23 protein-coding genes are annotated in these 26,035 nt (G+C 71.2%); 13 read left to right on the top strand and 10 right to left on the bottom strand.

The genetic code is table 11. The features are described 5' to 3' along the window. Positions 1 to 36 precede the first annotated feature (36 nt). The 5 genes from ASG70_RS18330 to ASG70_RS18310 form a co-directional block, all read right to left on the bottom strand. Entirely contained in the window at positions 37 to 756 is a 720-nt protein-coding gene (locus tag ASG70_RS18330; protein ID WP_056885365.1) for an ABC transporter ATP-binding protein, read from the bottom strand. Then, the gene (locus ASG70_RS18325; RefSeq protein WP_369818946.1) at positions 746 to 1,696 is read right to left on the bottom strand and encodes an ABC transporter ATP-binding protein; all 951 of its coding nucleotides are present in this window, start codon (positions 1,694 to 1,696) and stop codon (positions 746 to 748) included. The genes ASG70_RS18330 and ASG70_RS18325 overlap by 11 nt, the downstream gene beginning before the upstream one ends. Next, complete coding sequence (locus ASG70_RS18320; RefSeq protein ID WP_056885245.1) at positions 1,689 to 2,825, bottom strand: branched-chain amino acid ABC transporter permease; 1,137 nt, start codon at positions 2,823 to 2,825, stop codon at positions 1,689 to 1,691. Before ASG70_RS18320 ends, ASG70_RS18325 begins: the two co-directional genes overlap by 8 nt. Further along, positions 2,822 to 3,808: a branched-chain amino acid ABC transporter permease gene (locus ASG70_RS18315; protein WP_056885244.1), complete on the bottom strand. Its 987-nt coding sequence runs from the start codon at positions 3,806 to 3,808 to the stop codon at positions 2,822 to 2,824. The genes ASG70_RS18320 and ASG70_RS18315 overlap by 4 nt, the downstream gene beginning before the upstream one ends. 115 nt (positions 3,809 to 3,923) lie before the next feature. Next, entirely contained in the window at positions 3,924 to 5,063 is a 1,140-nt protein-coding gene (locus tag ASG70_RS18310) for a branched-chain amino acid ABC transporter substrate-binding protein (RefSeq protein ID WP_082591000.1), read from the bottom strand. A 304-nt stretch (positions 5,064 to 5,367) separates the two neighbouring features. On the opposite strand from ASG70_RS18310, the gene ASG70_RS18305 reads away from it, so the two are divergent. The 13 genes from ASG70_RS18305 (at position 5,368) to ASG70_RS18240 (ending at position 19,450) form a co-directional block, all read left to right on the top strand. Beyond that, positions 5,368 to 5,817: a Rieske (2Fe-2S) protein gene (locus tag ASG70_RS18305; protein ID WP_056885243.1), complete on the top strand. Its 450-nt coding sequence runs from the start codon at positions 5,368 to 5,370 to the stop codon at positions 5,815 to 5,817. 63 nt (positions 5,818 to 5,880) lie between these two features. Continuing rightward, the gene (gene uvrC / locus ASG70_RS18300) at positions 5,881 to 7,863 is read left to right on the top strand and encodes an excinuclease ABC subunit UvrC (RefSeq protein ID WP_056885242.1); all 1,983 of its coding nucleotides are present in this window, start codon (positions 5,881 to 5,883) and stop codon (positions 7,861 to 7,863) included. After that, positions 7,860 to 8,807, top strand: coding sequence for an RNase adapter RapZ (gene rapZ, locus ASG70_RS18295; protein ID WP_082590999.1), 948 nt, complete (start codon positions 7,860 to 7,862; stop codon positions 8,805 to 8,807). The genes uvrC and rapZ overlap by 4 nt, the downstream gene beginning before the upstream one ends. Next, a complete protein-coding gene (gene yvcK, locus ASG70_RS18290) occupies positions 8,804 to 9,739 on the top strand; it encodes a uridine diphosphate-N-acetylglucosamine-binding protein YvcK (protein ID WP_056885241.1) in 936 nt (311 codons plus the stop codon). The genes rapZ and yvcK overlap by 4 nt, the downstream gene beginning before the upstream one ends. 94 nt (positions 9,740 to 9,833) lie before the next feature. Further along, entirely contained in the window at positions 9,834 to 10,814 is a 981-nt protein-coding gene (gene whiA, locus ASG70_RS18285; protein ID WP_056885240.1) for a DNA-binding protein WhiA, read from the top strand. Next, positions 10,811 to 12,067: a nucleotide sugar dehydrogenase gene (locus ASG70_RS18280; protein ID WP_082590998.1), complete on the top strand. Its 1,257-nt coding sequence runs from the start codon at positions 10,811 to 10,813 to the stop codon at positions 12,065 to 12,067. Before whiA ends, ASG70_RS18280 begins: the two co-directional genes overlap by 4 nt. Before the next feature lie 211 nt (positions 12,068 to 12,278). After that, positions 12,279 to 13,283: a type I glyceraldehyde-3-phosphate dehydrogenase gene (gene gap, locus ASG70_RS18275; RefSeq protein ID WP_056885239.1), complete on the top strand. Its 1,005-nt coding sequence runs from the start codon at positions 12,279 to 12,281 to the stop codon at positions 13,281 to 13,283. Between the two features lie 31 nt (positions 13,284 to 13,314). Further along, a complete protein-coding gene (gene pgk / locus ASG70_RS18270) occupies positions 13,315 to 14,523 on the top strand; it encodes a phosphoglycerate kinase (RefSeq protein WP_056885238.1) in 1,209 nt (402 codons plus the stop codon). An 81-nt stretch (positions 14,524 to 14,604) separates the two neighbouring features. Further along, positions 14,605 to 15,411 (top strand): triose-phosphate isomerase, encoded by an 807-nt coding sequence (gene tpiA / locus ASG70_RS18265; protein ID WP_056885237.1) that lies wholly within the window; start codon positions 14,605 to 14,607, stop codon positions 15,409 to 15,411. 97 nt (positions 15,412 to 15,508) lie between these two features. After that, the gene (secG, locus tag ASG70_RS18260; protein ID WP_056885236.1) at positions 15,509 to 15,754 is read left to right on the top strand and encodes a preprotein translocase subunit SecG; all 246 of its coding nucleotides are present in this window, start codon (positions 15,509 to 15,511) and stop codon (positions 15,752 to 15,754) included. Between the two features lie 22 nt (positions 15,755 to 15,776). Continuing rightward, positions 15,777 to 16,127, top strand: coding sequence for an RNA polymerase-binding protein RbpA (locus ASG70_RS18255; RefSeq protein ID WP_056885235.1), 351 nt, complete (start codon positions 15,777 to 15,779; stop codon positions 16,125 to 16,127). A 1,167-nt stretch (positions 16,128 to 17,294) separates the two neighbouring features. Further along, positions 17,295 to 18,719 carry a PIG-L family deacetylase gene (locus ASG70_RS18245; protein ID WP_056885234.1) on the top strand — a complete coding sequence of 475 codons (1,425 nt, stop codon included), beginning with the start codon at positions 17,295 to 17,297 and terminating at the stop codon, positions 18,717 to 18,719. After that, entirely contained in the window at positions 18,716 to 19,450 is a 735-nt protein-coding gene (locus ASG70_RS18240; protein WP_056885233.1) for a glycosyltransferase family 2 protein, read from the top strand. The genes ASG70_RS18245 and ASG70_RS18240 overlap by 4 nt, the downstream gene beginning before the upstream one ends. A gap of 73 nt (positions 19,451 to 19,523) precedes the next feature. Here the strand turns inward: ASG70_RS18240 and pgl are convergent, their stop codons facing one another. The 5 genes from pgl to tal form a co-directional block, all read right to left on the bottom strand. After that, on the bottom strand, positions 19,524 to 20,276 hold the full coding sequence (gene pgl / locus ASG70_RS18235) for a 6-phosphogluconolactonase (protein ID WP_056885232.1): 753 nt from the start codon (positions 20,274 to 20,276) through the stop codon (positions 19,524 to 19,526). Continuing rightward, positions 20,273 to 21,619 carry a glucose-6-phosphate dehydrogenase assembly protein OpcA gene (gene opcA / locus ASG70_RS18230; RefSeq protein ID WP_082590997.1) on the bottom strand — a complete coding sequence of 449 codons (1,347 nt, stop codon included), beginning with the start codon at positions 21,617 to 21,619 and terminating at the stop codon, positions 20,273 to 20,275. Before opcA ends, pgl begins: the two co-directional genes overlap by 4 nt. Positions 21,620 to 21,695: 76 nt before the next feature. Beyond that, positions 21,696 to 23,240 (bottom strand): glucose-6-phosphate dehydrogenase, encoded by a 1,545-nt coding sequence (gene zwf / locus ASG70_RS18225; protein WP_056885231.1) that lies wholly within the window; start codon positions 23,238 to 23,240, stop codon positions 21,696 to 21,698. Then, entirely contained in the window at positions 23,237 to 24,904 is a 1,668-nt protein-coding gene (locus ASG70_RS18220; protein ID WP_056885230.1) for a glucose-6-phosphate isomerase, read from the bottom strand. The genes zwf and ASG70_RS18220 overlap by 4 nt, the downstream gene beginning before the upstream one ends. Then, a complete protein-coding gene (gene tal, locus ASG70_RS18215; protein WP_235531574.1) occupies positions 24,901 to 26,031 on the bottom strand; it encodes a transaldolase in 1,131 nt (376 codons plus the stop codon). Before tal ends, ASG70_RS18220 begins: the two co-directional genes overlap by 4 nt. Positions 26,032 to 26,035 lie beyond the last annotated feature (4 nt).

The raw sequence follows: 26,035 nt of genomic DNA, 5'->3' as shown, positions 1-26,035 counted from the left end.
TCGTCTGCCCGAGTCAGGTGACGGGCCCGGGTCGGACTACAGGTCCCCACCGAGGTAGGCGGCCTTGACGGCGGGGTCGTTGGCCAGCTCCTCGCCGGAGCCCTCGCGGACGATCTCGCCCGTCTCGAGGATGTAGGCGCGGTGCGCGCGCTTGAGCGCCTGTGCCGCGTTCTGCTCCACGAGCAGCACGGTCGTGCCCTGCTGGTTGATCTCCGTGATGATGTCGAAGATCTGCTGGATCAGCTTGGGCGCCAACCCCATCGACGGCTCGTCGAGCAGCAGGAGCTTCGGGTTGGCCATGAGCGCGCGACCGATGGCGAGCATCTGCTGCTCGCCGCCGGACATGGTGCCCGCGACCTGGGTGCGCCGCTCGGCGAGCCGGGGGAACAGCCCGAACACGCGGTCGCGGTCCTCGCCGATCTTCGGCGACTTGCGGTCGGGGCGCGCGTAGGCGCCCATGTCGAGGTTCTCCAGCACCGTCATGCCAACGAAGCAGCCGCGGCCCTCGGGGGACTGCGCGATACCCAGCACCGGCCGCTCGTGGGCGGGGACGGTGGTGATGTCCTGGCCCTCGAACCGGATCGAGCCCTGCCGCACCGGGCGCAGCCCGGAGACCGTCTTCATCGTCGTGGTCTTGCCGGCGCCGTTGGCGCCGATGAGCGTCACGACCTCGCCCTCGCCGACCGTGAACGAGATGTTGCGGATCGCCTCGATGCGTCCGTAGTTGACGCAGAGGTCGTCGACCTCAAGAAGCATCTTCATCAACTCCCAGGTAGGCGGCGATGACCGCAGGGTTGTCCTGGATCTCGGCAGGCAGGCCCTCGGCGATCTTCTTGCCGAACTCCAGCACCACGATCCGGTCGGTCACGCCCATGACGAGCTTCATGTCGTGCTCGATGAGCAGGACGGTGTAGCCCTGGTCGCGGATCGACTGGATGAGCTCCATGAGCCGGGCCTTCTCGGCCGGGTTGAAGCCGGCCGCCGGCTCGTCCAGGCAGAGCAGCTTGGGGTTCGTCGCGAGGGCGCGGGCGATCTCGAGGCGGCGCTGGTCGCCGTACGGGAGGTTGCGCGCCAGCTCGTCGGCGCGCTTGTCCAGCCCCATGAACTTGAGCAGCTCGTAGGCGCGGTCCATGCCCTCGGACTCCTCGGCGTGGTGCTTCGGGAGCCGCAGGAGCGCGGAGAACATGCCGGTGGAGTGGTGCGCGTCGGCGCCGACGAGGACGTTCTCGAGCGCCGTCATGTTGTGGAAGAGCCGGATGTTCTGGAACGTGCGCGCGATGCCCAGCTTGGTGATCTGGAACTTCTGGCGCTTGCCCAGCGGCTCGCCCATGAACCGCACGCCGCCCGAGGTGGGCTGGTAGACGCCGGTCATGACGTTGAAGCAGGTCGTCTTGCCGGCACCGTTGGGGCCGATGAGGCCGAGGATCTCGCCGGTGTTGATGTGGAACGAGACACCGTCGAGCGCCGTGACACCGCCGAACCTCAGGGTGACGTCCTCGACCTCGAGCATCTTGCCCTTCGGCAGGTCGGCGACCTCCTCGACGGAGATGTCGACGGAGGTGTCCGGCGTCGCCTCGGTGTCGGGGCCGAGCACCGTGTCGTCGTCGACCCGGGTGCCCCGGGTCTCCTTGGCGGTGTCGTGCTGCTCGGGGTCGGGCGTGCTGCCGGGGGTGGTACCCGGTGTCGTGTCAGGCACGAGCCACTCCTTCCGCGTCGATCTGGTCAGGGGCTACCTCGTCGGCCTTCTTGGCGCGGACCGACCTTCGAGGTGGCATCAGGCCCTGCGGCCGGAAGATGGCCAGCGCCATGAGCGCGAGGCCGAACAGCAGGAACCGAGCGTCGGCGAGGAAGCGGAACTTCTCGGGCGCCCAGGTGAGCAGCGCGGCCGCGACCACGACGCCCCAGCGGTTGCCCTGGCCACCGACGACGACCATCGCCACGAACAGCACCGAGTAGAGGATGGTGAAGTTGTCCGGGTTGATGAACTGCTGCTTGGTGGCGAAGAGCGCACCCGACAGGCCACCGATGGCAGCACCGGTCGCGAACGCCAGCAGCTTGAACCGGAACGTGGGGACACCCATCAGCTCGGCGGCGTCCTCGTCCTCGCGGGTGGCCTCCCAGGCCCGGCCGACGCGCGAGTTCTGCATCCGCCAGTCGAGGAAGAGCACGATGAAGACCAGGGTCAGGGCCAGCCAGTAGTAGGGGATCGAGTCGGTGACCCCGAACTGCAGGAACCGCGTCTGGTTGGACAGGTCGACCTTGGCGACGAAGCCGTCCCACACCAGGTGGGGGATGCCGAACAGGTCGAGGTTCGGCGGGGTCGGGATGTTGGAGATGCCCCGTGAGCCACCGGTCAGGCTGTCGGCGTTGACGAGGATGAGGCGGACGATCTCACCGAACCCGAGCGTCACGATCGCGAGGTAGTCGCCACGGACACGCAGCGTCGGGGCACCGAGGACGATGCCGGAGACGAGGGTGACGACCATGGCGATGGGGATGCAGAGCAGCAGCGGCAGCTTGGCGTGGGCCGAGCCCAGCACGCCGACGGTGAAGGCACCGATCGCGAAGAAGCCGATGTAGCCGAGGTCGAGCAGGCCGGCGTAGCCGATGACGATGTTGAGCCCGATGGCGACCAGGGCGTACAACGCGCACAGGAACAGGACCGCGCCGAAGTCGGAGTCGGTCGTGGTGATGAGCGGGGGGTTGATGATCGGCAGCAGGTAGACGATGACCGCCGCCGCGATGGCGAGCACGATCTTGGCCCAGCGGGGGAGCGCCCGGAAGCGGTCACCGATGCCGTGGAAGAACGAGGAGACGGCGTTCATGCGCGGGCCTTTCCGAGGGACTCACCCAACAGGCCGGTGGGTCGGAACAGCAGGATGATGACGAGGAGCGTGAACGCCACCACGTCCTTCCAGTTCGAGCCGAAGATCGCCGACCCGTAGCTCTCGGCCACCCCGAGGACGAAGCCACCGAGCAGGGCACCGCGCAGGTTGCCGATGCCGCCGAGGACGGCCGCGGTGAACGCCTTCACGCCGAGCAGGAAGCCGGCGTTGTAGCGCGTGACACCGATCTTGAGCAGGTACATCATCGCCGCGGCACCGGCCATGGCGCCGCCGATGACGAACGTGAGCCGGATGACCCGGTCGCGGTTGACGCCCATGAGGGCCGCAGCCTCGGGGTCCTGCGCGACGGCGCGGATGCCGCGGCCGAGGCGGGACCGCTTCACGAACTGGTCGAGGATGACCATCATGACGATGGCCGAGCCCAGCACGATGAGGTCGATGTTGGAGACGCGGTAGTCGAACACCCGGAACAGCCGGACGGTGTCGATGTTCAGCGGCAGCGGCGACGCCTCACGGGGACGGCCGACGTAGCTGGCGAGGTCGGTGTCCAGCCCGAACCACTTGAAGGGCTTGTCGCGCAGGCCCATCGCCTCGGACAGGACGAACGAGGCGCCGATCGCGGAGATGAGCGCGATGAGCGGTGGTGAGTTGCGCTTGCGCAGCGGCCGGTAGGCCACGAACTCCAGGCCCAGGGCGACCAGGGCCGAGGTGACCATCGCCGCGGCGAAGCCGATGACGAGGAAGCCGACGACGCCGACACCGCTGGCCTTGCTCGCCCCCAGCGCGGTCAGGACCCACACGGAGGCGAAGCTGCCCCACATGAAGACCTCGGAGTGGGCGAAGTTGATGAGCCGCAGCACGCCGTAGACGAGCGTGTAGCCGAGGGCGATCAGCGCGTAGACGGCCCCGAAGGCCAGCCCGGTGATCGTGAACTCCCAGAAGTGGTTGAGGAGAAGATCCATCAGACCTCCGTATTGGGGGACCGCAGCGCCTCAGCGCGGCAGGTCCGGGTCCGGACGGGAACACGGTAGCGGCCAGGACCCTCGATGCAGAGAGCCCTGGCCGCCATGTGTGGTGCTACTTGATTTCCTGGTCCGGGACGATCTTGCCGCCGGAGACCTTGTAGGCCCAGACGGAGACCTCGGAGGGCTCACCCTTGGCGTCGAACTTGACGTTCTTGGTGACGCCCTGGGCGCTGTAGGAGCCGATGAAGGCGTTCATGTCCGAGGAGGACGTCTTGCCCGCGGCGATGCCGGCGAGGAAGACGTTCGCGGCGTCGTAGGCCTCGGCCGAGTACGTCGCGGGGTCGGAGTTGTAGGCCTTCTTGTAGGCGGCCGAGAACTCGGCAGCCTTGTCCGGGGGCAGGCACGGGCAGGTGACGATCGCGCCCTCGGCAGCCGCACCGGCGCCCTTGATGAAGCCGTCGTCCTTGACGCCGTCGGCGGCGACGAAGGTGCCGGTGAAGCCACCGGACTTGAGCTGCTTCACGAGCTTGCTCGCGTTGGAGTAGTAGCCGCCGTAGAAGAACACGGTCGCGCCCGAGGCCTTGGCCTTGGTGACGGTGGGGGAGAAGTCGTCCTGCTTGCCGTCCGCCGCGGTCTCGTCGCTGCCGGCCACGGCCGAGCCGAGGTCCTTCTTGACGATGTCGGCAAGGCCCTTGCCGTACTCGGAGGTGTCGTCGGAGACGAACACCTTCTGGGCCTTGAGGACGTCCTTGATGTACTTCGCCGCGGCCGGGCCCTGGGTGGCGTCGTTGCCGAGGATGCGGTGGAAGGTCTTCCAGCCGTTCTCGGACAGCGCCGGGTTGGTGGCGGAGGCCGTGATGATGTTGAGGCCGGCCTTGTCGAAGATCGGGTCGGCAGCCTTGGACTCACCGGAGAACGCGGGGCCGACGATGCCGACCAGCTTCTTGTCGGTGACGGCCTTCTGGGCCAGTCCGGGGGCGATCGAGGGGTCGCCCTGGCTGTCGAACGAGGTGAGCGAGACCTTGCAGTCCGCGTGCTTCTCGTTGTACTGGGTGACGGCGAGCTCGGCGCCGTTCTTGATGTTGATGCCGAGGTTGGCGGCGTCTCCGGTCAGTGCACCGAAGAAGCCGATCTTGAGGTCACACGCCTTGCCGCCGCTGCCGGAGCCGGCGTCGTTGGTGGTGCCACCACAGGCACTCAGTGCGAGGGCAGCAGCCACGACGGGCGCGCCAATCTTGAAGACGGAACGCAAGACTCCTCCTGAAGTCACTTTGGTGCTCGTGGAGACGGCGGTAGGCAGCACCCACGGTCACCCCGGTTGGGGTGTTGTGCAGACTATGACGCGGCTCGCAGGGAACAGGGGGACCTTGGTCTCAGGCGTGACCGTGTCGTTACCACGTGTCTCACCAAACGGCACATCCCAGACACCGGCCGTCCAGACGGCCCGGTGAACTCTCGTCGGGCCCCGTTCGTCCTACCGGGTGCGGGCGGCATACTCGGGCCCTCGCACCGCACCGGACGACCCCTGTGCGCGGCTCCCCACCGAAAGGCGCACCATGACCCAGACCGACGACCGATCCCTCGAGGGCCCCTCGCGCCGGACCGTCCTCGCCTCCGCCGGCCTCGGCGCCGTCGGTGCGGTGGGCGCAGCCTCCCTGGCGGGGTGCGGCTCGGCCCAGCAGACTGCGAGCGACGCCGCCGGCTCGGCGACCAACGCCGTGAAGGACGCGATCTCCAAGGCCACCGTGCCGGTGGGCGGCGGCAAGATCTTCGCTGACCAGAAGGTCGTCGTCACCCAGCCGACGTCCGGGGACTTCAAGGCCTTCAGCGCGGTCTGCACCCACCAGGCGTGCATCGTCGCGGACGTCTCGGACGGCACCATCAACTGCGCCTGCCACGGCAGCAAGTTCGACATCACCACCGGCGCGGTCAAGAACGGACCGGCCTCCTCCCCGCTGCCCGAGAAGAAGGTCACGATCAGCGGGGACGGCATCAGCGTCACCTGAACCTCACCCCGGCGAACCTCACCTCGGCGCGGGGGCGTCGGTGGCGCTCCATAGAGTGGACTCGTGGCTGACCCGTCGACCTACCGCCCCGCCCCGGGGGAGATCCCGGTCGACCCCGGCGTCTACCGGTTCCGCGACTCGGCCCGCCGCGTCATCTACGTCGGCAAGGCCAAGTCGCTGCGCCCCCGCCTGTCCTCCTACTTCCAGGACCTGTCGGCCCTGCACCCGCGGACGGCCACCATGGTCACGACCGCGGCGAGCGTCGAGTGGACGGTGGTGTCCACCGAGGTGGAGGCGCTGCAGCTCGAGTACTCCTGGATCAAGGAGTTCGACCCGCGCTTCAACGTCAAGTACCGCGACGACAAGTCCTACCCCTACCTGGCCGTGACGATGGGGGAGGAGTTCCCCCGCGCACAGGTCATGCGCGGCGCCAAGCGCAAGGGCACCCGATACTTCGGCCCCTACGCCCACGCCTGGGCCATCCGCGAGACCCTCGACCTGCTCCTGCGGGTCTTCCCCGTCCGCACCTGCTCCTCCGGCGTCTTCAAGCGCGCGGGGCAGGTCGGGCGCCCGTGCCTGCTCGGCTACATCGACAAGTGCTCCGCGCCCTGCGTCGGCAGGGTGAGCCCGGAGGAGCACCGCGACATCGCCGCCGACTTCTGCGACTTCATGGCCGGCAACACCACCCGCTTCGTCAAGCGGCTCGAGCGCGAGATGGCCGCGGCCTCCCGGGAGCTGGAGTTCGAGCAGGCTGCCCGGCTCCGCGACGACCTCGTCGCCCTGGGCAAGGCCCTGGAGAAGTCGGCCGTGGTCCTCGGCGACGGCACCGACGCCGACGTGTTCGCCCTCGAGGAGGACGGCCTCGAGGTCGCCGTCCAGGTCTTCCACGTCCGCGGCGGCCGCGTGCGCGGCCAGCGGGGCTGGGTCGCCGAGATGGACGCCGAGTCCGTCCCCGAGATCGTCGGCCACCTCCTGCAGCAGGTGTACGGCGGCGAGTCCGGCGAGGGCGTACCCCGTGAGGTCCTCGTGCCCGTGCTCCCGGACGACCCTGACGCGGTGTCGACCTGGCTCGGGTCGCTGCGCGGCTCCAACGTCGACCTGCGCGTGCCCCAGCGCGGTGACAAGCGCACCCTGCTGGAGACCGTGCACCGCAACGCCAAGCAGTCCCTGGCCCGTCACAAGCTGGCCAGGGCGGGCGACCTCACCGCACGCAGCCAGGCGCTGCAGGAGCTGCAGTCCACCCTCGACCTCGTCGACGCCCCCCTGCGCGTCGAGTGCTACGACATCAGCCACATCCAGGGGTCCCAGGTCGTGGGGTCGATGGTCGTCTTCGAGGACGGACTGCCCCGCAAGTCCGAGTACCGCCGGTTCGTCATCCGCGGCGAGGACGTCGACGACACGGCGGCCATGGACGAGGTGCTGACGCGGCGGTTCAGCCGCTACCTCGAGGAGCGCGACCAGTCCTCCGACGTCGAGCTGGGCCCCGACCCCGAGGCCGGCCCGGAACGCATCGACCCCGACACCGGCAAGCCGAGGAAGTTCGCCTACCCGCCCAACCTCGTCGTCGTCGACGGCGGCCTGCCGCAGGTCAACGCGGCGCGGGCGGCACTGTCCGCGCTCGGCATCGACGACATCGCGGTCGTCGGCCTCGCCAAGCGGTTGGAGGAGGTCTGGGTGCCGGGGCAGGACTACCCCGTCATCCTCCCGCGCACGAGCGAGGGGCTCTACCTGCTCCAGCGGGTCCGCGACGAGGCGCACCGCTTCGCCATCACGTTCCACCGCCAGCGCCGGTCCAAGGCGATGACCGCCAGCGCCCTCGACGGCATACCCGGCCTGGGGGAGACCCGGCGCAAGGCGCTGCTGCGCCACTTCGGCTCGGTGAAGAAGGTCCGGGCCGCCTCGGTCGATGACCTCGTGGCGGTTTCGGGCATCGGCCCTGCGCTGGCGGCCACGATTGCGGCAGAGTTGTCCAGCGAGGGCCCGGCCACACCGGCCGTCAACCTCATGACCGGCGAGATCATCGACGAGGACGGGGCAGGGCAGTGAGAACCGCAGGGGACACCCCAGGCGACACCGCGGGATCCGAGCAGCAGGAGGGGCACGACGAGGGGCAGCACGGGCAGCGCCCCGAGCTGGTCATCGTCACCGGGATGAGCGGCGCCGGCCGGTCGACCACGGCGAACGTCCTGGAGGACTCCGGCTGGTACGTCGTGGACAACCTGCCGCCCCACCTGCTGGTGTCGCTGGCCGACCTCGCGCACGGTGAGGGCAGCTCGGCGCGCCTGCCGCGGATCGCGGCCGTGGTCGACGTGCGGGCCCGCGGGTTCTTCGCCCACCTGCAGACCGCCCTCGGCGAGCTGCGCGAGCGCAACTGGCACCCCAACCTGGTCTTCCTCGACGCCACCGACGAGGCGCTGGTCCGGCGGTTCGAGTCGGTCCGCCGCCCGCACCCGCTCCAGGGCGAGGGTCGCCTGCTCGACGGCATCGTGCGCGAGCGCGAGATGCTGGCCGACCTGCGGTCGGTGGCCGACGTCGTGATCGACACCTCCGGCCTCAACGTCCACCAGCTCGCCAAGAAGGTCCACCCTGTCTTCGCCGGCGAGGGGGCCGGGCCCAAGGTGCGGATCGCGGTCATGTCCTTCGGGTTCAAGTACGGCGTGCCGCTCGACGCCGACTTCGTGTTCGACATGCGCTTCCTGCCCAACCCGTTCTGGATCCCCGAGCTGCGCAGCTTCACCGGCAAGGACCCGCAGGTGTCCGAGTTCGTCCTGGGCCAGGAGGGGGCGCCCGAGTTCGTGGAGCGGGTCGCCGCCCTGATGGAGCCCGTCGTCGCCGGCTACGTCCGCGAGGGCCGCCGCTACGCCACCCTGGCCGTCGGCTGCACCGGCGGGAAGCACCGGTCGGTGGCGGTCGCCGAGGCCCTGCGCTCGCGGCTGTCCACCGACGACGTCGCGACGTTCGTCGTCCACCGCGACCTGGGGCAGGAGTGAGCGGTCCCGCGGTCGTCGCCCTGGGGGGTGGGCACGGCCTGGCCGCCTCGCTGGAGGCGCTCAAGCTCGTCTGCGACGACATCACCGCCGTGGTCACGGTGGCCGACAACGGGGGTTCGTCGGGACGGCTGCGCGACGAGTTCAACGTGCTGCCGCCGGGCGACCTGCGGATGGCCCTGGCCGCGCTGTGCGACGACACCGAGTGGGGCCACACCTGGCGCGACGTCCTGCAGCACCGGTTCCACGGGGACGGCCCGCTCGGCGGCCACGCGCTCGGCAACCTGCTCATCACCGCCCTGTGGGACCTCGACCGCGACCCCGTCGCCGGCCTCGACCTGGTCGGACGCCTGCTCAACGCCCGGGGGCGCGTCCTGCCCATGGCGGCCGTGCCGCTGGAGATCACCGCCCAGATCGAGGGTCTCGACCCGTCCGACGCCTCGGCGGTGCAGACGGTCCGTGGCCAGGTCGCGGTCGCGTCCACCACCGGACGGGTGCGCAGCATTGCCCTCGAGCCCCACGACCCGCCCTCGGCCCCCGCGACGATCGAGGCGGTCCGCGAGGCCGACTGGGTGATCCTGGGCCCCGGGTCGTGGTTCACCTCAGTGATGCCGCACCTGCTGGTCCCCGGCCTGCGCGACGCCCTGCACGACACCTCCGCCCGGCGCCTGCTGACCCTCAACCTCGAGCACTCCGGCGAGACCGCCGGGTTCAGCTGTGCCCGGCAGGTGGAGGCGTTGGCCGACCACGCGCCCCGGCTGCGCCTCGACGTGGTCCTGGCCGACCCGGTCGCGGTGGACGACGTCGACGAGCTCCGGGCCGCGGCCGGGCGCCTCGGCGCGGAGGTGGTCATCGCGCCCGTGGCACAGCGCGGGGCACCGGGGCACCATGACTCGCTGCGGCTCGCGGCGGCGTACCGTGACGTCTTCGGGTGAGGCCCTGTCGGTGCGGTGACGCACGAGCCCGGCAGGACGAAGGCAGCGGTCGGTACTGCACCGGCTCGGTACGGCGAGATGGCAGGATGACGGCATGGCGATGACGGCGCGGGTCAAGGACGAGCTGAGCAGGCTCGACGTCACCAAACCCTGCTGCCGCAAGTCCGAGGTGGCCGCCACGCTGCGCTTCGCCGGTGGCCTGCACATCGTGGGCGGCCGGATCGTCGTGGAGGCCGAGCTCGACACGGCCAACGCCGCCCGCCGCCTGCGCAAGAACATCGGCGACCTCTACGGCCACCCGTGCGAGGTGCTCGTCCTGGCGGCCGGTGGCCTGCGCAAGGGCAGCCGCTACGTCGTCCGCGTCGTGCAGGACGGCGAGGCGCTCGCCCGCCAGACCGGCCTCATCGACTCCCGTGGCCGTCCGGTCCGCGGCCTGCCGCCCAAGGTCGTCAGCGCCTCGGCGTGCGATGCCGAGGCTGCCTGGCGCGGGGCGTTCATCGCCCACGGCTCGCTCACCGAGCCCGGCCGGTCGTCCGCGCTCGAGGTGACCTGCCCGGGCCCCGAAGCAGCACTGGCGCTCGTCGGTGCAGCGCGCCGCCTCGGCATCCAGGCCAAGGCCCGCGAGGTCCGCGGCGTCGACCGCGTGGTCATCCGCGACGGCGACGCCATCGGCGCCATGCTCACCCGGCTCGGCGCCCACGAGGCAGTCCTCGCCTGGGAGGAGCGCCGGATGCGCCGGGAGGTGCGCGCCACCGCCAACCGCCTGGCCAACTTCGACGACGCCAACCTGCGCCGCTCCGCCCGTGCGGCCGTGGCCGCCGGCGCCCGCGTGCACCGCGCCATGGAGATCCTCGGTGAGGAGATCCCGGACCACCTGCGTGAGGCGGGCGAGCTGCGTCTGCAGCACAAGCAGGCCTCGCTCGAGGAGCTGGGCCAGCTGGCGCAGCCGCCGATGACCAAGGACGCCGTGGCCGGACGGATCCGCCGCCTGCTCGCGATGGCCGACAAGCGGGCCCAGGACCTCGGCATCCCCGGTACCGAGGCCAACCTCACGCCCGACATGCTCGACGCGTGAGCGCCGCCCCTGACCAGGGCGCGGTCCCCGACGAGGGCACCGCTCCCAACCGGGGCACCGGCCCCGACCAGGGCCCCGCCCGCACCAGGGTCACGGTCGTCGGCACCGGGTACGTCGGGCTCTCGATCGCCGTGCTGCTCGCGCAGCGGCACCCCGTCGTGGCCCTCGACATCGACGAGGCGCGCGTCCAGACCCTCAAGGGCGGCACCAGCCCCATCCACGACGCCGACATCCAGCGCTTCCTGGCGGGCGGGGGCCTCGACCTGTCGTTCACCACCGACCCCGACGAGGCCTACGCGGGGGCGGAGTTCGTCGTGGTCGCCACCCCCACCGACTACGACCCCGACACCAACTACTTCAACACCTCCAGCGTCGAGTCCGTCCTCAAGGACGCCTCGAGCCGCAACCCCGCCGCGACCCTGGTGGTGAAGTCGACCGTGCCGGTGGGCTTCACGAAGGAGGTGTCGGCGCGGCTCGGCCTCGACTCGGTCGTGTTCAGCCCGGAGTTCCTGCGCGAGGGCAAGGCGCTGTGGGACCTGCTCCACCCGTCACGGATCGTGGTGGGGGAACGCAGCGACCGGGCCCAGCGGTTCGCCGACCTGCTGCTCGAGGCGGCGCAGGAGGACGACGTCGCCGTCCTGCTGACCGACAGCACCGAGGCCGAGGCCATCAAGCTGTTCGCCAACACCTTCCTGGCGATGCGGGTGGCGTTCTTCAACGAGCTCGACACCTTTGCCGCCACCCACGGCCTGGACTCGCGCCAGATCATCGACGGTGTCGGCCTCGACCCGCGGATCGGGCACCACTACAACAACCCGTCCTTCGGCTACGGCGGATACTGCCTCCCCAAGGACACCAAGCAGCTGCTGGCGAACTACCAGAACGTGCCCCAGAGCCTCATCGAGGGCATCGTCAACGCCAACACCACCCGCAAGGACTTCGTCGCGAACGACATCCTGCGCCGCCGACCCACGGTGGTCGGCATCCACCGGTTGATCATGAAGTCCGAGTCGGACAACTACCGGTCCAGCAGCGTGCAGGGGATCATGAAGCGCATCAAGGCCAAGGGCGTCGAGGTGGTCGTCTACGAGCCGGGCCTGACCGGCGACCACTTCTTCGGCTCCCGGGTGGTGCGCGACCTCGCGGCGTTCAAGGCCGAGTCCGACGTCATCGTCGCCAACCGCATGGTGGCCGAGCTGCGCGACGTCGAGGCGAAGGTCTACACGCGCGACCTCTACGGCGGCGACTCCTAGCCGGCTGCACCTCGCCTTCTGCACATCGCCATCTGCACCTGGCTGGTCGCCGGCTCGTCGCCGTGGCCTGCCGGCAGGTTTGCGGCCGCCGGTTACCGGCCCGTACACCGGACCACGCTGTCGACGTGGCCGCCCGATCCAATAGGGTCGGAGCGAACACTCGTGCCGCGCCACGCGGCATACCGTCCCCATCTGAGAAGGACCAGGCATCGTGACTGTTCGCGTAGGCATCAACGGCTTCGGCCGCATCGGCCGCAACTTCTACCGCGCTGTGGTCGCCTCCGGCGCCGACATCGAGATCGTCGCCGTCAACGACCTCACCGACAACGCCACGCTGGCGCACCTGCTCAAGTACGACTCGATCCTCGGTCGCTTCGACGGTGACGTCACCTCGACCGACACCGACATCACCGCCGGCGGCAAGACGTTCAAGGTCTTCGCCGAGCGCGACCCCGCCAACCTCAAGTGGGGCGAGCTGGGCGCTGACGTCGTCATCGAGTCGACCGGCTTCTTCACCGACGCCACCAAGGCCAAGGTGCACGTCGACAACGGTGCCAAGAAGGTCATCATCTCGGCCCCGGCCAAGAACGAGGACGTCACCGTCGTCATGGGCGTCAACGACAGCGCCTACGACGCCGACAAGCACACGATCATCTCCAACGCGTCCTGCACCACGAACTGCCTGGCGCCGATGGCCAAGGTCCTCAACGACGAGTTCGGCATCGTCAAGGGCCTCATGACCACGATCCACGCCTACACCGGTGACCAGAACCTGCACGACGGCCCGCACAAGGACCTGCGCCGCGCTCGCGCCGCCGCCCTCAACATCGTGCCGACCACGACCGGTGCGGCGAAGGCCGTCGCCCTCGTGCTGCCCGAGCTCAAGGGCAAGCTCGACGGCTACGCGCTGCGTGTGCCCGTGCCCACCGGCTCGGCGACCGACCTCACCTTCGAGGCGTCCCGCGAGACCACGGTCGAGGAGGTCAACGCCGCGGTCAAGGCCGCCGCCGAGGGCCCGCTCAAGGGCATCCTCGTCTACACCGAGGACCCGATCGTCTCCAAGGACATCGAGACCGACCCGGCGTCCTGCATCTTCGACGCCGGCCTCACCAAGGTCATCGGCAACCAGGTCAAGGTCGTCGGCTGGTACGACAACGAGTGGGGCTACTCCAACCGCCTCGCCGACCTCGTGACCCTCGTCGGCTCGTCGCTCTGAGCGCCGCCCACCGAGCGGACTGAGCCGACCCATGCAGTCGATCTCCGAGCTGGGCGACCTGCGCGGCAAGCGCGTCCTCGTCCGGTCAGACCTCAACGTGCCCCTCGACGGGCGCACCATCACCGACGACGGCCGGATCAAGGCGTCCGCGCCGACCATCAAGGCCCTGTCCGAGGCGGGCGCACGCGTCATCGTGTGCGCCCACCTCGGGCGCCCCAAGGGCGCGCCCGAGGACAGGTACTCCCTGGCCCCGGTCGCCGAGCGCCTCGGGCAGGTCCTCGGCCGCGACGTCACCTTCGCCACCGACACCGTGGGTGACAGCGCCCGTGCGGCCGTCGACGCCGCGCAGGACGGCGACGTCGTGCTGCTGGAGAACCTGCGGTTCAACGCGGGGGAGACGGCCAAGACCGACGAGGAGCGCGCCGAGTTCGCCGGTCAGCTGGCCGGTCTCGCCGACGTCTTCGTGTCCGACGGGTTCGGGGTGGTGCACCGCAAGCAGGCCAGCGTCTACGACGTGGCCCGCCTGCTGCCGTCCGCTGTCGGTGGCCTGGTCGAGACCGAGGTGGGCGTGCTCCAGCGCCTGACCCAGGACCCCGAGCGCCCGTATGCCGTGGTGCTCGGTGGCGCGAAGGTGTCCGACAAGCTCGGGGTCATCGACAACCTCCTGCAGACCGCCGACCGCCTGCTCATCGGCGGCGGCATGGTGTTCACGTTCTTCGCGGCCCAGGGCTACGAGGTCGGCAAGAGCCTGCTCGAGGTCGACCAGGTCGAGACGGTCAAGGGCTACCTCGACCAGGCAGAGGAGCGAGGTGTCGAGATCGTGCTCCCCGTCGACATCGTCGCCGCGACCGAGTTCTCGGCCGACGCCGAGCACGACGTGGTGCCGGCCGGCGCCATACCGGCCGACCGGATGGGCCTGGACATCGGCCCCGAGTCCGGGGTGCTGTTCGCCGAGAAGCTCGCCGACTGCCGCACCGTCTTCTGGAACGGCCCCATGGGGGCGTTCGAGATGGAGCCGTACGCCGCCGGCACGGCTGCCGTGGCCAAGGCCCTCGTCGAGGTGACCGCCCAGGGCGCCCTGACGGTCGTCGGCGGAGGCGACTCCGCTGCGGCCGTGCGGCAGCTGGGGTTCGCCGACGAGCAGTTCGGCCACATCTCCACCGGCGGTGGCGCGAGCCTGGAGTACCTCGAGGGCAAGCAGCTCCCGGGTCTCACGGTGCTCGACGAGACCCGCGCCTGACCACCGCACCACCCGCCCCACGACGTCCCCGGTGGGCCGGGCCCAGCGCCCGGCCCACCGTCACACCCCTAGGACCACCCCATGGCAGCCAAGACCTCCGGCCGCACGCCCCTGATGGCGGGCAACTGGAAGATGAACCTCGACCACCTGCAGGCGACCCACCTCGTGCAGAAGCTCGACTGGACCCTGCGCGACGGCCGCCACGACTTCGCCGCCGTCGAGGTGGTCGTGCTCCCGCCGTTCACGGACCTGCGCTCGGTGCAGACGCTCATCGACGGTGACCGCCTGCAGCTGCGGCACGGCGCCCAGGACCTGTCGGTCCACGACGCCGGTGCCTACACCGGTGAGGTCTCCGGCGCGTTCCTGGCCAAGCTGGGGTGCAGCTACGTCGTGGTCGGCCACAGCGAGCGGCGCGAGTACCACGCCGAGACCGACCAGGTCGTCAACGCCAAGGTCAAGGCTGCGTTCAAGCACGGGCTCGTCCCGATCTTCTGCGTGGGCGAAGGGCTCGAGGTCCGACAGGCAGGCGAGCACGTGCAGCACGTCCTGGCCCAGGTCGAGGCCGGGCTCGCGGGCGTCACCGCCAAGCAGGCCGCGACCTTGGTCGTCGCGTACGAGCCCGTGTGGGCGATCGGCACCGGTGAGGTCGCCACCCCCGAGGACGCCCAGGAGGTGTGTGCGGCCATCCGGACCAAGCTGGCCGAGCTCTACAGCGGCAGCCTCGCCGACAGCGTGCGGGTGCTGTACGGCGGTTCGGTCAAGGCGGCCAACGTCGCCGCGATCATGGAGCAGGAGGACGTCGACGGCGCCCTCGTCGGCGGTGCCTCGATCGTGCCGGAGGAGTTCTCCTCCATCTGTCGCTACCGCGACCACCACAAGACGGCCTGAGCCCGGCGCGGCCGGTTCTGGCCGGCGCGGCGAACAGGTATCCTGACCGCTGCTGCCGTTTCGGTGGCGGACTGTTGTCGACGAAGATGGGTGAACCGTGGAAGCCGTACGCATTGGCCTGCAGGTGCTGCTGGTCATCGGTGGTCTGTTCCTGACGCTGCTCATCCTGCTCCACAAGGGCAAGGGTGGCGGCATGTCCGACATGTTCGGCGGTGGCATGTCCACCTCGCTGGGCTCGTCGTCCGTGGCCGAGCGCAACCTCGACCGCTTCACCGTCGCGGTGGGCATCGTGTGGTTCGCGTGCATCGTCGGCATCGGTCTCATCGACCGCTTCTCCGCCTGACCCGAGAGGAAGTACTTCCAACATGGCAGGTGGCAACGCAATCCGCGGCAGCCGAGTCGGCGCCGGCCCGATGGGCGAGGCCGAGCGCGGCGACGCCGCTCCTCGCGTCTTCGTGTCCTACTGGTGCGCCAACGGCCACCAGACCCGTCCCAGCTTCGCCGAGGAGCCGGGCCTCGCGGTCCCCGAGACCTGGGACTGCCCGCGCTGCGGGTTCCCCGCCGGCCAGGACGAGGCCAACCCGCCCGCCCCGCCGAAGGTCGAGCCCTACAAGACGCACCTGGCCTACGTGAAGGAGCGCCGCTCCGACGCCGACGGCAAGGCGATCCTCGACGAGGCCCTGGCGACCCTGCGCGACCGCAAGCTGATCCAGTAGCACCCACCCCGCACCCGATGGCTGCGAGACTTGCCGGGGCGGACCCGGTCTGGGTGGAGCTCGCTCCGGGTGCCTCGGGTGTCGTGCCCGGCACCGGCTCCGGAGGCGCGGCCTCCATGGGCGTCGACGAGCTGCTCCGGCGAGCGGTGGACGCAGCCGGTGGCCCAGGCGCCGCACTGGCCCTGCTCGACGACCTCGGCGACGTCCCGCTTCCCGGGCACGGGCGCACAGCCGAGCTGTGGTCGCTGCTGGCCTCGCTCGCTGCTGTCGACCTCACCGTCGCCCGGGCGGTCGAGCCGCACCTCGACGCCCTCGCCATCCTCGACCAGGCGGGTGCGGGGGACTGCGCTGGTCCCGGGCAGTCCTGGGGCGTCTACGCCGCGCACGCGCCCGGGGTCCGGCTGGAGGCCGTGGCCGACGACACCGGCATCTGGACGCTCACCGGCACCAAGCCCTGGTGCTCGCTGGCCCAGCACCTGACCCATGCCGTCGTGACCGCCCACACCTCGCCGACGGCCCGCCGCGCGTTCGCCGTCGACCTGCGTCACCCCGGGGTCACCCACGACGACCCGACCGGCTGGGTCTCCCGCGGCCTGCCCGAGCTCACCAGCGTGGCCACCCACTACGACGCCGTGCCGGCCCAGCCGGTGGGTGGGGACGAGTGGTACCTCGAGCGCCCGGGCTTCGCGTGGGGCGGCATGGGGGTCGCGGCCTGCTGGTACGGCGGGGCGGTCGGGATGGCCCGCACCCTCGCTGCGACAGCCGGTCGCCGGGCGCCCGACCAGGTCGCGCTCATGCACGTCGGGGCGGTCGACACCGGCCTGCACGCCGCCCGCGCGGTGCTGGCCGAGGCGGCTGCCGCGGTGGACGCCGGCAATGCCGACGGTGCCGCCGGTGCCCTGCTCGCGGCACGCGTACGCAGCGTGGTCGCCTCGGTGGCCGAGGACGTCGCCACGCGCGTGGGCCACGCCCTCGGGCCGGGTCCACTGACCTCCGACGCCGCGCACGCCGCCCGCACCGCCGACCTGCAGGTCTACCTGCGCCAGCACCACGCCGAGCGTGACGAGGCGGCGCTCGGCGCGCAGGTGCTGGCAGCCGGCAGTGACCGACCANGAGCGACCGACCGTGAGCGACCGACCGTGAGCGACCGACCGTGAGCGACCGACCGTGAGCGACGCCGGCAGCCGTCCGGACGGCGAGGCACCCGGCTTCGACCCGCACGCCGCGGGTACCCCGGAGGCGCAGTGGCTCCGCGCCCTGTGGACCCACACCCGCGTCGGCGACCGGCAGCTGCTCGGCGCCTCGACGGGAGTCGTCGTGGTCGCGGCCCACCCGGACGACGAGACGCTGGCCGCTGCGGGCCTGCTCGCCGCCTCAGGACGGGCGGGGCTGCCCGCCACCGTCGTCGTCGCGACGTCGGGGGAGGCGTCACACCCCGACTCCACGACCCACCGCCCGGACCAGCTCGCGGCCTTGCGCGTGGAGGAGGTCCGGCATGCGGTGGTGCGGGTGCACGCGCGAGCCGACCTGGTGCTGCTCGCGCTGCCCGACAGCCAGCTCGCCGACCACGAGGACGAGCTGGAGCAGGCGCTGGCGCCCTTGGTCGGCCCGAGCACCCTGGTCGCCGCGCCGTGGCGCCGCGACGGCCACGCAGACCACGAGGCAACCGGGCGGGTCGCGGCTCGCGTCGCGTCCGGGGCCGGCGCCCGCCTGCTGGAGTACCCCGTGTGGCTGTGGCACTGGGGTGCCACCGCGGCCCTCGACAGCCTGGACGTGACGTGCCTCGACCTCGACCCCGAGCTGCAGCGGCTCAAGGCCGAGGCGCTGGCCTGCCACACGTCACAGACCGCGGCCCTGTCGCCGTCGCCGGGTGACGAGGCCCTGCTCACGCCCGAGTTCCTGGTCCACTTCGCCCGTCCTTTCGAGGTGTTCCTGTCCGGCGCGCGGCCCGAGGTCGATGACGCCCGGGCCCCCGACAGTGACGACCTGGCGCGGGGGAGCGACCAGGACTTCGACGCGATGTTCGGCGACGGCGACGACCCGTGGGGGTTCGAGAGCTCCTGGTACGAGCAGCGCAAGCGGGCTGTGACGATGTCGTGCCTGCCCACCGCGCGGCTGGGCCGGGTGCTCGAGGTGGGCTGCTCGACCGGCGTCCTCACCGCCGAGCTGGCGTCCCGGGCGACCTCGGTCGTGGCGACCGACCTCAGTGCCGAGGCGGTGGCGCGAGCCCGTCGACGGTTCGCCGACGTGCCCGGAGTGCAGGTGCTGCGGCTGCGTGCCCCGCAGCAGTGGCCGGAGGGTGAGTTCGACGTCGTCGTGCTGTCGGAGATCGGCTACTTCTGGCACGCCGACGAGCTCGACGAGGCCCTGCGCCGCGCCGTGGGATGTCTTGCCCCGCACGGGGTCCTGGTCCTGTGCCACTGGCGCCACCCGGTGCAAGGCTGGCCCTTGGACGGGGACACCGTGCACCGAGTGGCTTCGGGGATCGTGGGTATGGAGACGGTCGTGAGCCATGTGGAGCAGGACTTCAGGGTCGACGTGCTGGCCCGACCCGGCTTCGCGTCGCCTGCGGCCGCGGAGGGGCTGGCGTGACGTCGGTCGAGCGCGTCGTCGTGGTCGTGCCGGCCCGTGACGAGGAACGGTTGCTGCCTGCCTGCCTGAACTCGATACGCGTGGCGAGGCATGCCCTCGCGCAGCGGCGACCCGAGCTCGGCGTCGAGGTGGTGGTCGTCCTCGACCGGTGCACGGACCAGTCGGCGCAGGTCGTGGCCGGGTACGGCGACGTGACCAGCCTCGTGTCCACCGCCGGCTGCGTCGGCGCCGCGCGGGCAGCCGGCGTCGCCGCCGCCCTCCCCGCGGGAGGTGACGACCGCCGGACCTGGCTCGCCAGCACCGACGCAGACACCGAGGTACCCGCCGACTGGCTGCTGGCCCAGGTCGGGCTCGCGGACGAGGGCCTGGACCTCGTCCTCGGCACCGTGGTGCCCTACGACCTCGAGACGCGGGTGCTCCGGGCCTGGTCCCAGCGGCACCACCTCGGGGAGGGGCACCCGCACGTCCACGGGGCGAACCTGGGCGTCCGGGCGAGCAGCTACCTGGCGGCTGGGGGGTTCGCCGCCGTGCCGCTGCACGAGGACGTCCTGCTGGCCGAGGCGGTCAAGGCGTCCGGCAGCGCGTGGGTGGCCACCGACGCCGTACGGGTGAGGACGGCGAGCCGCTGGCGTGGGCGGGTGAGTGGCGGGTTCGCGACCTACCTGCGTGAGCTGGCCTCCGAGGTGAGTGACGTCGCGGCACCCGGGGCGACGCAGTCTTTGAGCGGTTGACCCGGCCAGGACCGGGTCAACCGCTCAAACTTGCAGGGACGTGGCGCCTGGGGCAGCCGATCGCGACGCGAGGTCAGGCGAGCTCGGACGCCGCGTCGGCGTCCAGCAGCCACAGCGTCTCCGCTCGTCCCTTGACCTGGGCGCACGAGGACTGCTCAGGCGGGGCGCCGGCCACGCCGAGGGCGACGGCGTGCGCCTTGTCAGCACCCGCGACGAGGAACCATGTGCGCTCGGCGCGCGCGAGGGCCTCGAAGGTGAGGGTGATGCGGGTCGGCGGCGGCTTGGGGGAGCCGTGCACGGGTGCGACGGACACCCCCGAGACGAGCTGGTCGGGGTGGCCCGGGAAGAGCGAGGCGACGTGCCCGTCGGGCCCCACGCCCAGCAGCAGGACGTCGAACACCGGCGACGCGGCGCCCTCGTCCGACGCGGCCGCGAGCTCGTCGGCGTAGCGGCGCGCTGCAGCTGCGACGTCGTCGCCGTCCGGCCCGTCGGGGCCCGGGACCGAGTGCACCTTGGCCGGGTCGAGCGGTATGGCGTCGAGCAGCGCCTCACGGTTCTGCGTCTCGTTGCGCTCGGGGTCGCCCATGGGTAGGAAGCGCTCGTCGCCCCACCACACGTGCACCTGCGACCAGTCGACCGCGTCGCGTGCCGGGCTGGCGGCGACGGAGGCGAGGATGGCTGAGCCCATGGACCCACCGGTCAGGACCAGGTGCGCCTGGCCGCGGGCAGCCTGGGCGTCGACCAGGGCCGTGACGAGCCTGGCCCCCGACGCGTCGGAGAGCAGCTGCTTGGTGGCGTGCACCAGCACCACGGGCGCCGCGGTCACGAGCCCGCCTTCGCCGCCGACTTGGACGCCTTCGGCGCCTTGGACGGTTTGGCGGCGCCCTTCGTCGCGGACGCCTTGACCGAGCTCTTGGTGCTGCTCCCGGCCGCCGAGCTCTTCTTGGCGGGGACCTTGGCCGTGCTGGGGGACGCGGCGCCGGGGGACGCCTTGTCCGCCGACGCCCCCGCCGCGCCGTTGTTGGGCGCACCCGACTTCGCGACACGTGCCGACTTGGCCTCGTCGAGCTTGCGGGCGGCAGCCTTCTTCACCGTGGTCGTCGTCCCCGGGGACTGCTCCGGGTCGGAGGCCGCCACCATGGCCGAGCTGCCCGCCTTGGGCTGCGCCCGGGCGATGCGTCGCGCCTCGGTCTCGGCCTCCTTGGGCGAGGGCGCATCGCCCTCGCGGACCGCCTCGCTCGCCGTCGGGCTCGAGCGCCCCACCCGGGCCAGGCCCTTGCGGATCGCCGCCTCGTAGATGTCGTCGGGGTCGAGCCGGCGCAGCTCGTCGGCCAGGCACTCGGCGGTCGCCCGGCGGGCCAGGGTGATCCGGCGCACGGGCTGGCCCGGCTGGGTCAGGGTGGCGACGGTGCCGTCGGGACGGACGAGGTCGACGGCGCCGCTGCGGCGCTCGAGGCGCACGCTGATCATGCCGGTGCCGGCGCGGCTGCGGGCGCGAGTCACCTTGCAGCGCAACGTCTCTGCGAGCCAAGCCGCGAGCAGGTCGGTCGAAGGCGAGTCGCTGCCACCGGTGACGGTGGCCTCGATGACCGGCTCGAACGGGCGCTGGTCCAGTGCGGCGGCCAGCAGGCCGCGCCACAGGGTGATGCGCGTCCACGCCAGGTCGGTGTCACCGTCGGCGTAGGTGTCGGCCCGGTTGAGCAGCGACTTGCGGGGGTTCTTGGACTCGGCCGAGTCGGTGATGCGGCGCTGGGCCATCGAGCCGATCGGGTCCTTCGAGACGTTCACGGGTGCCTCGCTCGGCCACCACGCGACGACGGGGGAGTCGGGCAGCAGCAACGGGATGACGACGCTGCGTCCGTGCTCGGTGAGCGGGCCGTAGAGGCGGGCCACGACGACCTCGCTGGCTCCGGCGTCACCGCCGACCCTGATCTGGGCGTCGATGCGCGACGCGCCGCGCTTGTTGCCGATGACGACCGCGATGATGCGGCACGGGTGCTGCCGGCTCGCGTCGTTGGCCGCCTCGATCGCCTCGTCGGCCTCCTGCTCGTCGACGACGATGATGAGGGTGAGCACGCGACCGAGCGCCATGGCACCGGTGTCCTGGCGGAGCGCGACCAGCTTCTTGCTGATCGCGACCGTCGAGGTGCTGGGCAGGTCGATGATCACCGGGGTCCCCGTTCAGTATCGGAGTGAGGCACGAGCGCGGGTCCCACGCTCTGCGTGGGCGAACTGGATGGGGTGGTCAAGGCATCCTCCAGACGCGGCCGTCGCGGCGCATCATCTCGTCGGCTGACTCGGGGCCCCAGCCTCCGGAGAGGTAGGGCTCGGGTGCGGTCTTCTGCTTTGCCCAGAACGCCTCGACCGGGTCGAGGATCTGCCAGGAGAGCTCGACCTCCTCGTGACGGGGGAACAGCGGCGGGTCGCCGAGCAGGACGTCGAGGATGAGGCGCTCGTAGGCCTCGGGGCTGGACTCGGTGAACGCACGCCCGTAGCCGAAGTCCATCGTCACGTCGCGCACCTCCATCTGCGCGCCGGGCACCTTGGCGCCGAAGCGCATGGTGATGCCCTCGTCGGGCTGCACGCGGATGACGATGGCGTTCTGCCCCAGCTCCTCGGTGGCCGTGTCGTTGAACGGCAGGTGCGGGGCCTTCTTGAACACCACGGCGATCTCGGTGACGCGCTTGCCGAGGCGCTTGCCGGTGCGCAGGTAGAAGGGCACCCCGGCCCAGCGGCGCGAGTCGATCTCGAGCTTGACCGCGGCATACGTCTCGGTGCGCGAGTCCTTGGCGACGCCGTCCTCGTCGAGGTAGCCGATGACCTCCTCGCCGCCCTGCCAGCCGGGGGCGTACTGGCCGCGGGCGGTGGCCTTGGACAGGTCCTTGGGCAGGCGCACTGCCGACAGGACCTTCTCCTTCTCGGCCCGCAGGTGCTCCGCGGCGAAGGAGACGGGCTCCTCCATGGCGGTCAGCGCGAGGAGCTGCAGCAGGTGGTTCTGGATGACGTCGCGCGCGGCGCCGATGCCGTCGTAGTAGCCCGCGCGGCCACCGATGCCGATGTCCTCGGCCATGGTGATCTGCACGTGGTCTACGTAGTTGGCGTTCCAGACCGGCTCGAACAGCTGGTTGGCGAAGCGCAGGGCCAGCAGGTTCTGGACCGTCTCCTTGCCGAGGTAGTGGTCGATGCGGAACACCGAGTCGGCGGGGAAGACGCCCTCGACGATGTCGTTGAGCTCACGGGCGCTCTTGAGGTCGTGCCCGAACGGCTTCTCGATGACGACGCGACGCCACGAGTCGCCCTCGGGACGGCTCAGGCCCGAGCGCTCCAGCTGCTCGCAGACCGTCGAGAACGAGCCCGGCGGGATGGACAGGTAGAACGCCTGGTTGCCACCGGTGCCGCGCTCGTCCTCGAGCAGCTTGACCGTCTCGGCGAGCAGGTCGAAGGAGTTGGGGTCGTCGAACGTGCCCGGCACGAAACGGAACCCCTCGGCCAGGTTGCGCCACACGCTCTCCCGGAACGGCGTGCGCGCGTGGGCCTTGACCGCGTCGTACACGATCTTGCCGAAGTCCTGGTCGGCCCAGTCGCGCCGGGCGAAGCCGACGAGCGAGAAGCCCGGCGGCAGCAGTCCTCGGTTGGCCAGGTCGTAGATCGCCGGCATGAGCTTCTTGCGGGCGAGGTCGCCGGTGACACCGAACAGGACCATGCCGCAGGGACCGGCGATGCGGGGGAGGCGCTTGTCACGCGGGTCGCGCAGGGGGTTGTTGTCCTGCGTCACGCGGGTGGGGCTCATGCACTGCCTTTCGCGTCCGTGCCCTCGGCGGCCGGGGCCGCGAGGGCCTCGCGCACCTGGGCCAGTCCGGCGTCGTGGTCGGTGAGGTGGAGCTGCAGGACCGGGCGGTGGTGCTCGGCCAGGACCTGCGCGTCGCCGGCGGCCTGGGCCGCGACGAAGTCGCCGAAGCTGAACTCCCGCCCCGGGACGGCGAGGTCCTCGTGGGGCGCGGTCGTGACCTGGAGGTAGACCCCGGTGGCCGGGCCACCCTTGTGGAACTGGCCGGTGGAGTGCAGGAACCGCGGCCCCCAGCCGAAGGTGACGGGGCGGTGGGTACGCCGCGCGAGCCCGGGCCGCACGGACGCCAGGCCGGCGTCGGCGAGCCGGTCGAGGTACGCCATGACCGCGACGTAGCCACGGTCGGTGTCGAGCTGTCCGAACAGCGCCTCGAGCGCCTGGGGGACCGTCGTGGCACCACCCAGCCAGTTGCCGCCGAGGGCGCGGATCTCCACCGCACCGTCGGTCGCCGCCGGGGCGTCGGAGGAGCCCATGCCCTGGTCGAGCAGGGTGCGTGCAGCCTTCTTGGCGCTCTCCACGTCGGGCTGGTCGAACGGGTTGATCCCGAGCAGCCTGCCGGCGGCCGCGGTCGCGACCTCCCACAGCAGCAGCTGGGCACCGAGCGGGCCGCTGACCGCGATCTCGGACCGGTCGGCGTGGACGACCTCGTGGGAGGACTCGGTGTCGTCGTCGTCGCCGGTGAGGCGGACGACGCTCACGTCGGCGTCGGGCGAAGCTGCCTCGGGGTCGCTGGTCGAGCCGACCACCACGGGCAGGATGCCCGTGCCCTGCTTGCCGGTGCTCTCGGCGATGAGCTGCTCGGCCCAGTCGGGGAACCCGACGATGCCGGAGCCGTCGTCGACGAGGACGAGCTTGTCGCGCAGGGGGCTCGTGCCGGCCATGGCGGCACCCAGGCGCAGCCCGGGGTTGCCGTCGTCGTCGGCGCTGAGCACGTCAGCCACGGCCTCCGCGTCGTCGAGCAGCGCCTCGATGTCGGCGCCCGCCAGGCCGGAGGGGACGAGCCCGAAGGCGGTCAGGGCCGAGTAGCGCCCGCCGACGTTGGGGTCGGCGTTGATGACGCGGTAGCCACCGGCCCGCGACTCCTTGTCGAGGGGGCTGCCGGGGTCGGTGACCACGACGATGCGGGTCGTGGGGTCGATCCCCTTGTCCTCGAACGCCGCCCGGAAGGCGCGGCGCTGCGAGTCGGTCTCGACCGTGGAGCCGGACTTGCTTGACACGACCACGACCGTGCGCTCGAGGTCGACGATCGCGGAGCGCACCATGTCGGGCTGCGAGGAGTCGAGGACGACCAGATCGACCCCGGCCGTCGCGCAGATGACCTCGGGCGCGAGCGAGGAGCCACCCATGCCGCAGAGCACGACCCGGTCGACGCCCTCGCCGCGCAGCTGGTCGCGCAGCGCGGCAATCTCACCGAGCAGCGGCCGCGACGTGCGGGCGAGGTTGACCCACGACAGGCGGATGGCCGACTCGGACTCGGCCTCCTCGCCCCACAGCGTCGCGTCCTGCGCGAACAGCTTGCTCGCGAACTGCGCCTCGACCAGCGCCGGGACGGCGGAGGCGATGGCGTCCGCGGCGGGGCCGGAGGCGACCACACCGAGTGCGCTCACTTGTCGCCCTGCTCCACGTCGGCGCGCGCGAGGTCCATGTCCTTCTGGGCCTCGTCGATCAGCTCGCCCCAGGCGACCTCGAACTTGTCGACGCCCTCGCGCTCGAGCTGCGAGGTGACCTCGGCGTAGGAGATGCCGAGCCCCTCCAGGGCGTCGAGCACCTCGGCGGCGTCAGCGTAGGCGCCCGTCACGGTGTCACGGGTGATGTCGGCGTGGTCGACGACCGCGTCGAGGGTCTTCTCCGGCATGGTGTTGACCGTGTGCGGGGCGACCAGCTCGGAGACGTAGAGGGTGTCGGAGTAGGCCGGGTCCTTGACACCGGTGGATGCCCACAGGGGACGCTGCACGCGGGCACCGTCGTCCTCGAGGTTCTTCCACCGCGGCGTCGAGAAGACCTCCTCGTAGGCCTGGTAGGCCAGACGGGCGTTCGCGACGGCCGCGCGACCCTTGAGGGCCGTGGCCTCGTCGGTGCCGATCTTGTCGAGCCGCTTGTCGACCTCGGTGTCCACGCGGGACACGAAGAACGAGGCGACCGAGTGGATCGTCGACAGGTCCTTGCCCTTCTCGCGGGCCTGCTCCAGGCCGGTGAGGAAGGCGTTCATGACACCGCGGTAGCGGTCGAGGGAGAAGATCAGCGTGACGTTGACGCTGATGCCCTCGGCCAGCACCTGCGAGATGGCCGGGAGGCCCTCGACCGTGGCGGGGATCTTGATGAGGACGTTGGGGCGGTCGACGGCGTCGTGGAGCTTCTTGGCCTCCTCGACGGTCCGGCCGGTGTCCTTGGCCAGGCGGGGGTCGACCTCGATCGACACCCGGCCGTCGACGCCGTGGGTCGACTCGTAGATCGGCGTGAAGGCGTCGCACGCGTTGCGGACGTCCTCGGTGGTGAGGTTGAAGACGACCTCGTCGACGGTCTTGCCCTCGGCGGCGAACCGGCGCAGGTCGGCGTCGTACCGGTCGCCCTTGGCGAGGGCGGCCTGGAAGATCGACGGGTTCGTGGTGACCCCGACGACCCCCTTCTCGATGAGCTCCTGCAGGTTGCCGGTCTCGACCCGCTCGCGCGAGAGGTCGTCGAGCCAGACGGAGACTCCCTGGTCTGCGAGGGCCTTGAGTGCGTTGTCAGTCACGTGA

Origin of the sequence: Phycicoccus sp. Soil748, assembly GCF_001428025.1 — a bacterium.
In the GTDB taxonomy this organism is placed as follows: Bacteria; Actinomycetota; Actinomycetes; order Actinomycetales; family Dermatophilaceae; genus Pedococcus.
The sequence above is the reverse complement of the archived record's forward strand: the minus strand, read 5'-3'. Positions and strand labels throughout refer to the sequence as shown.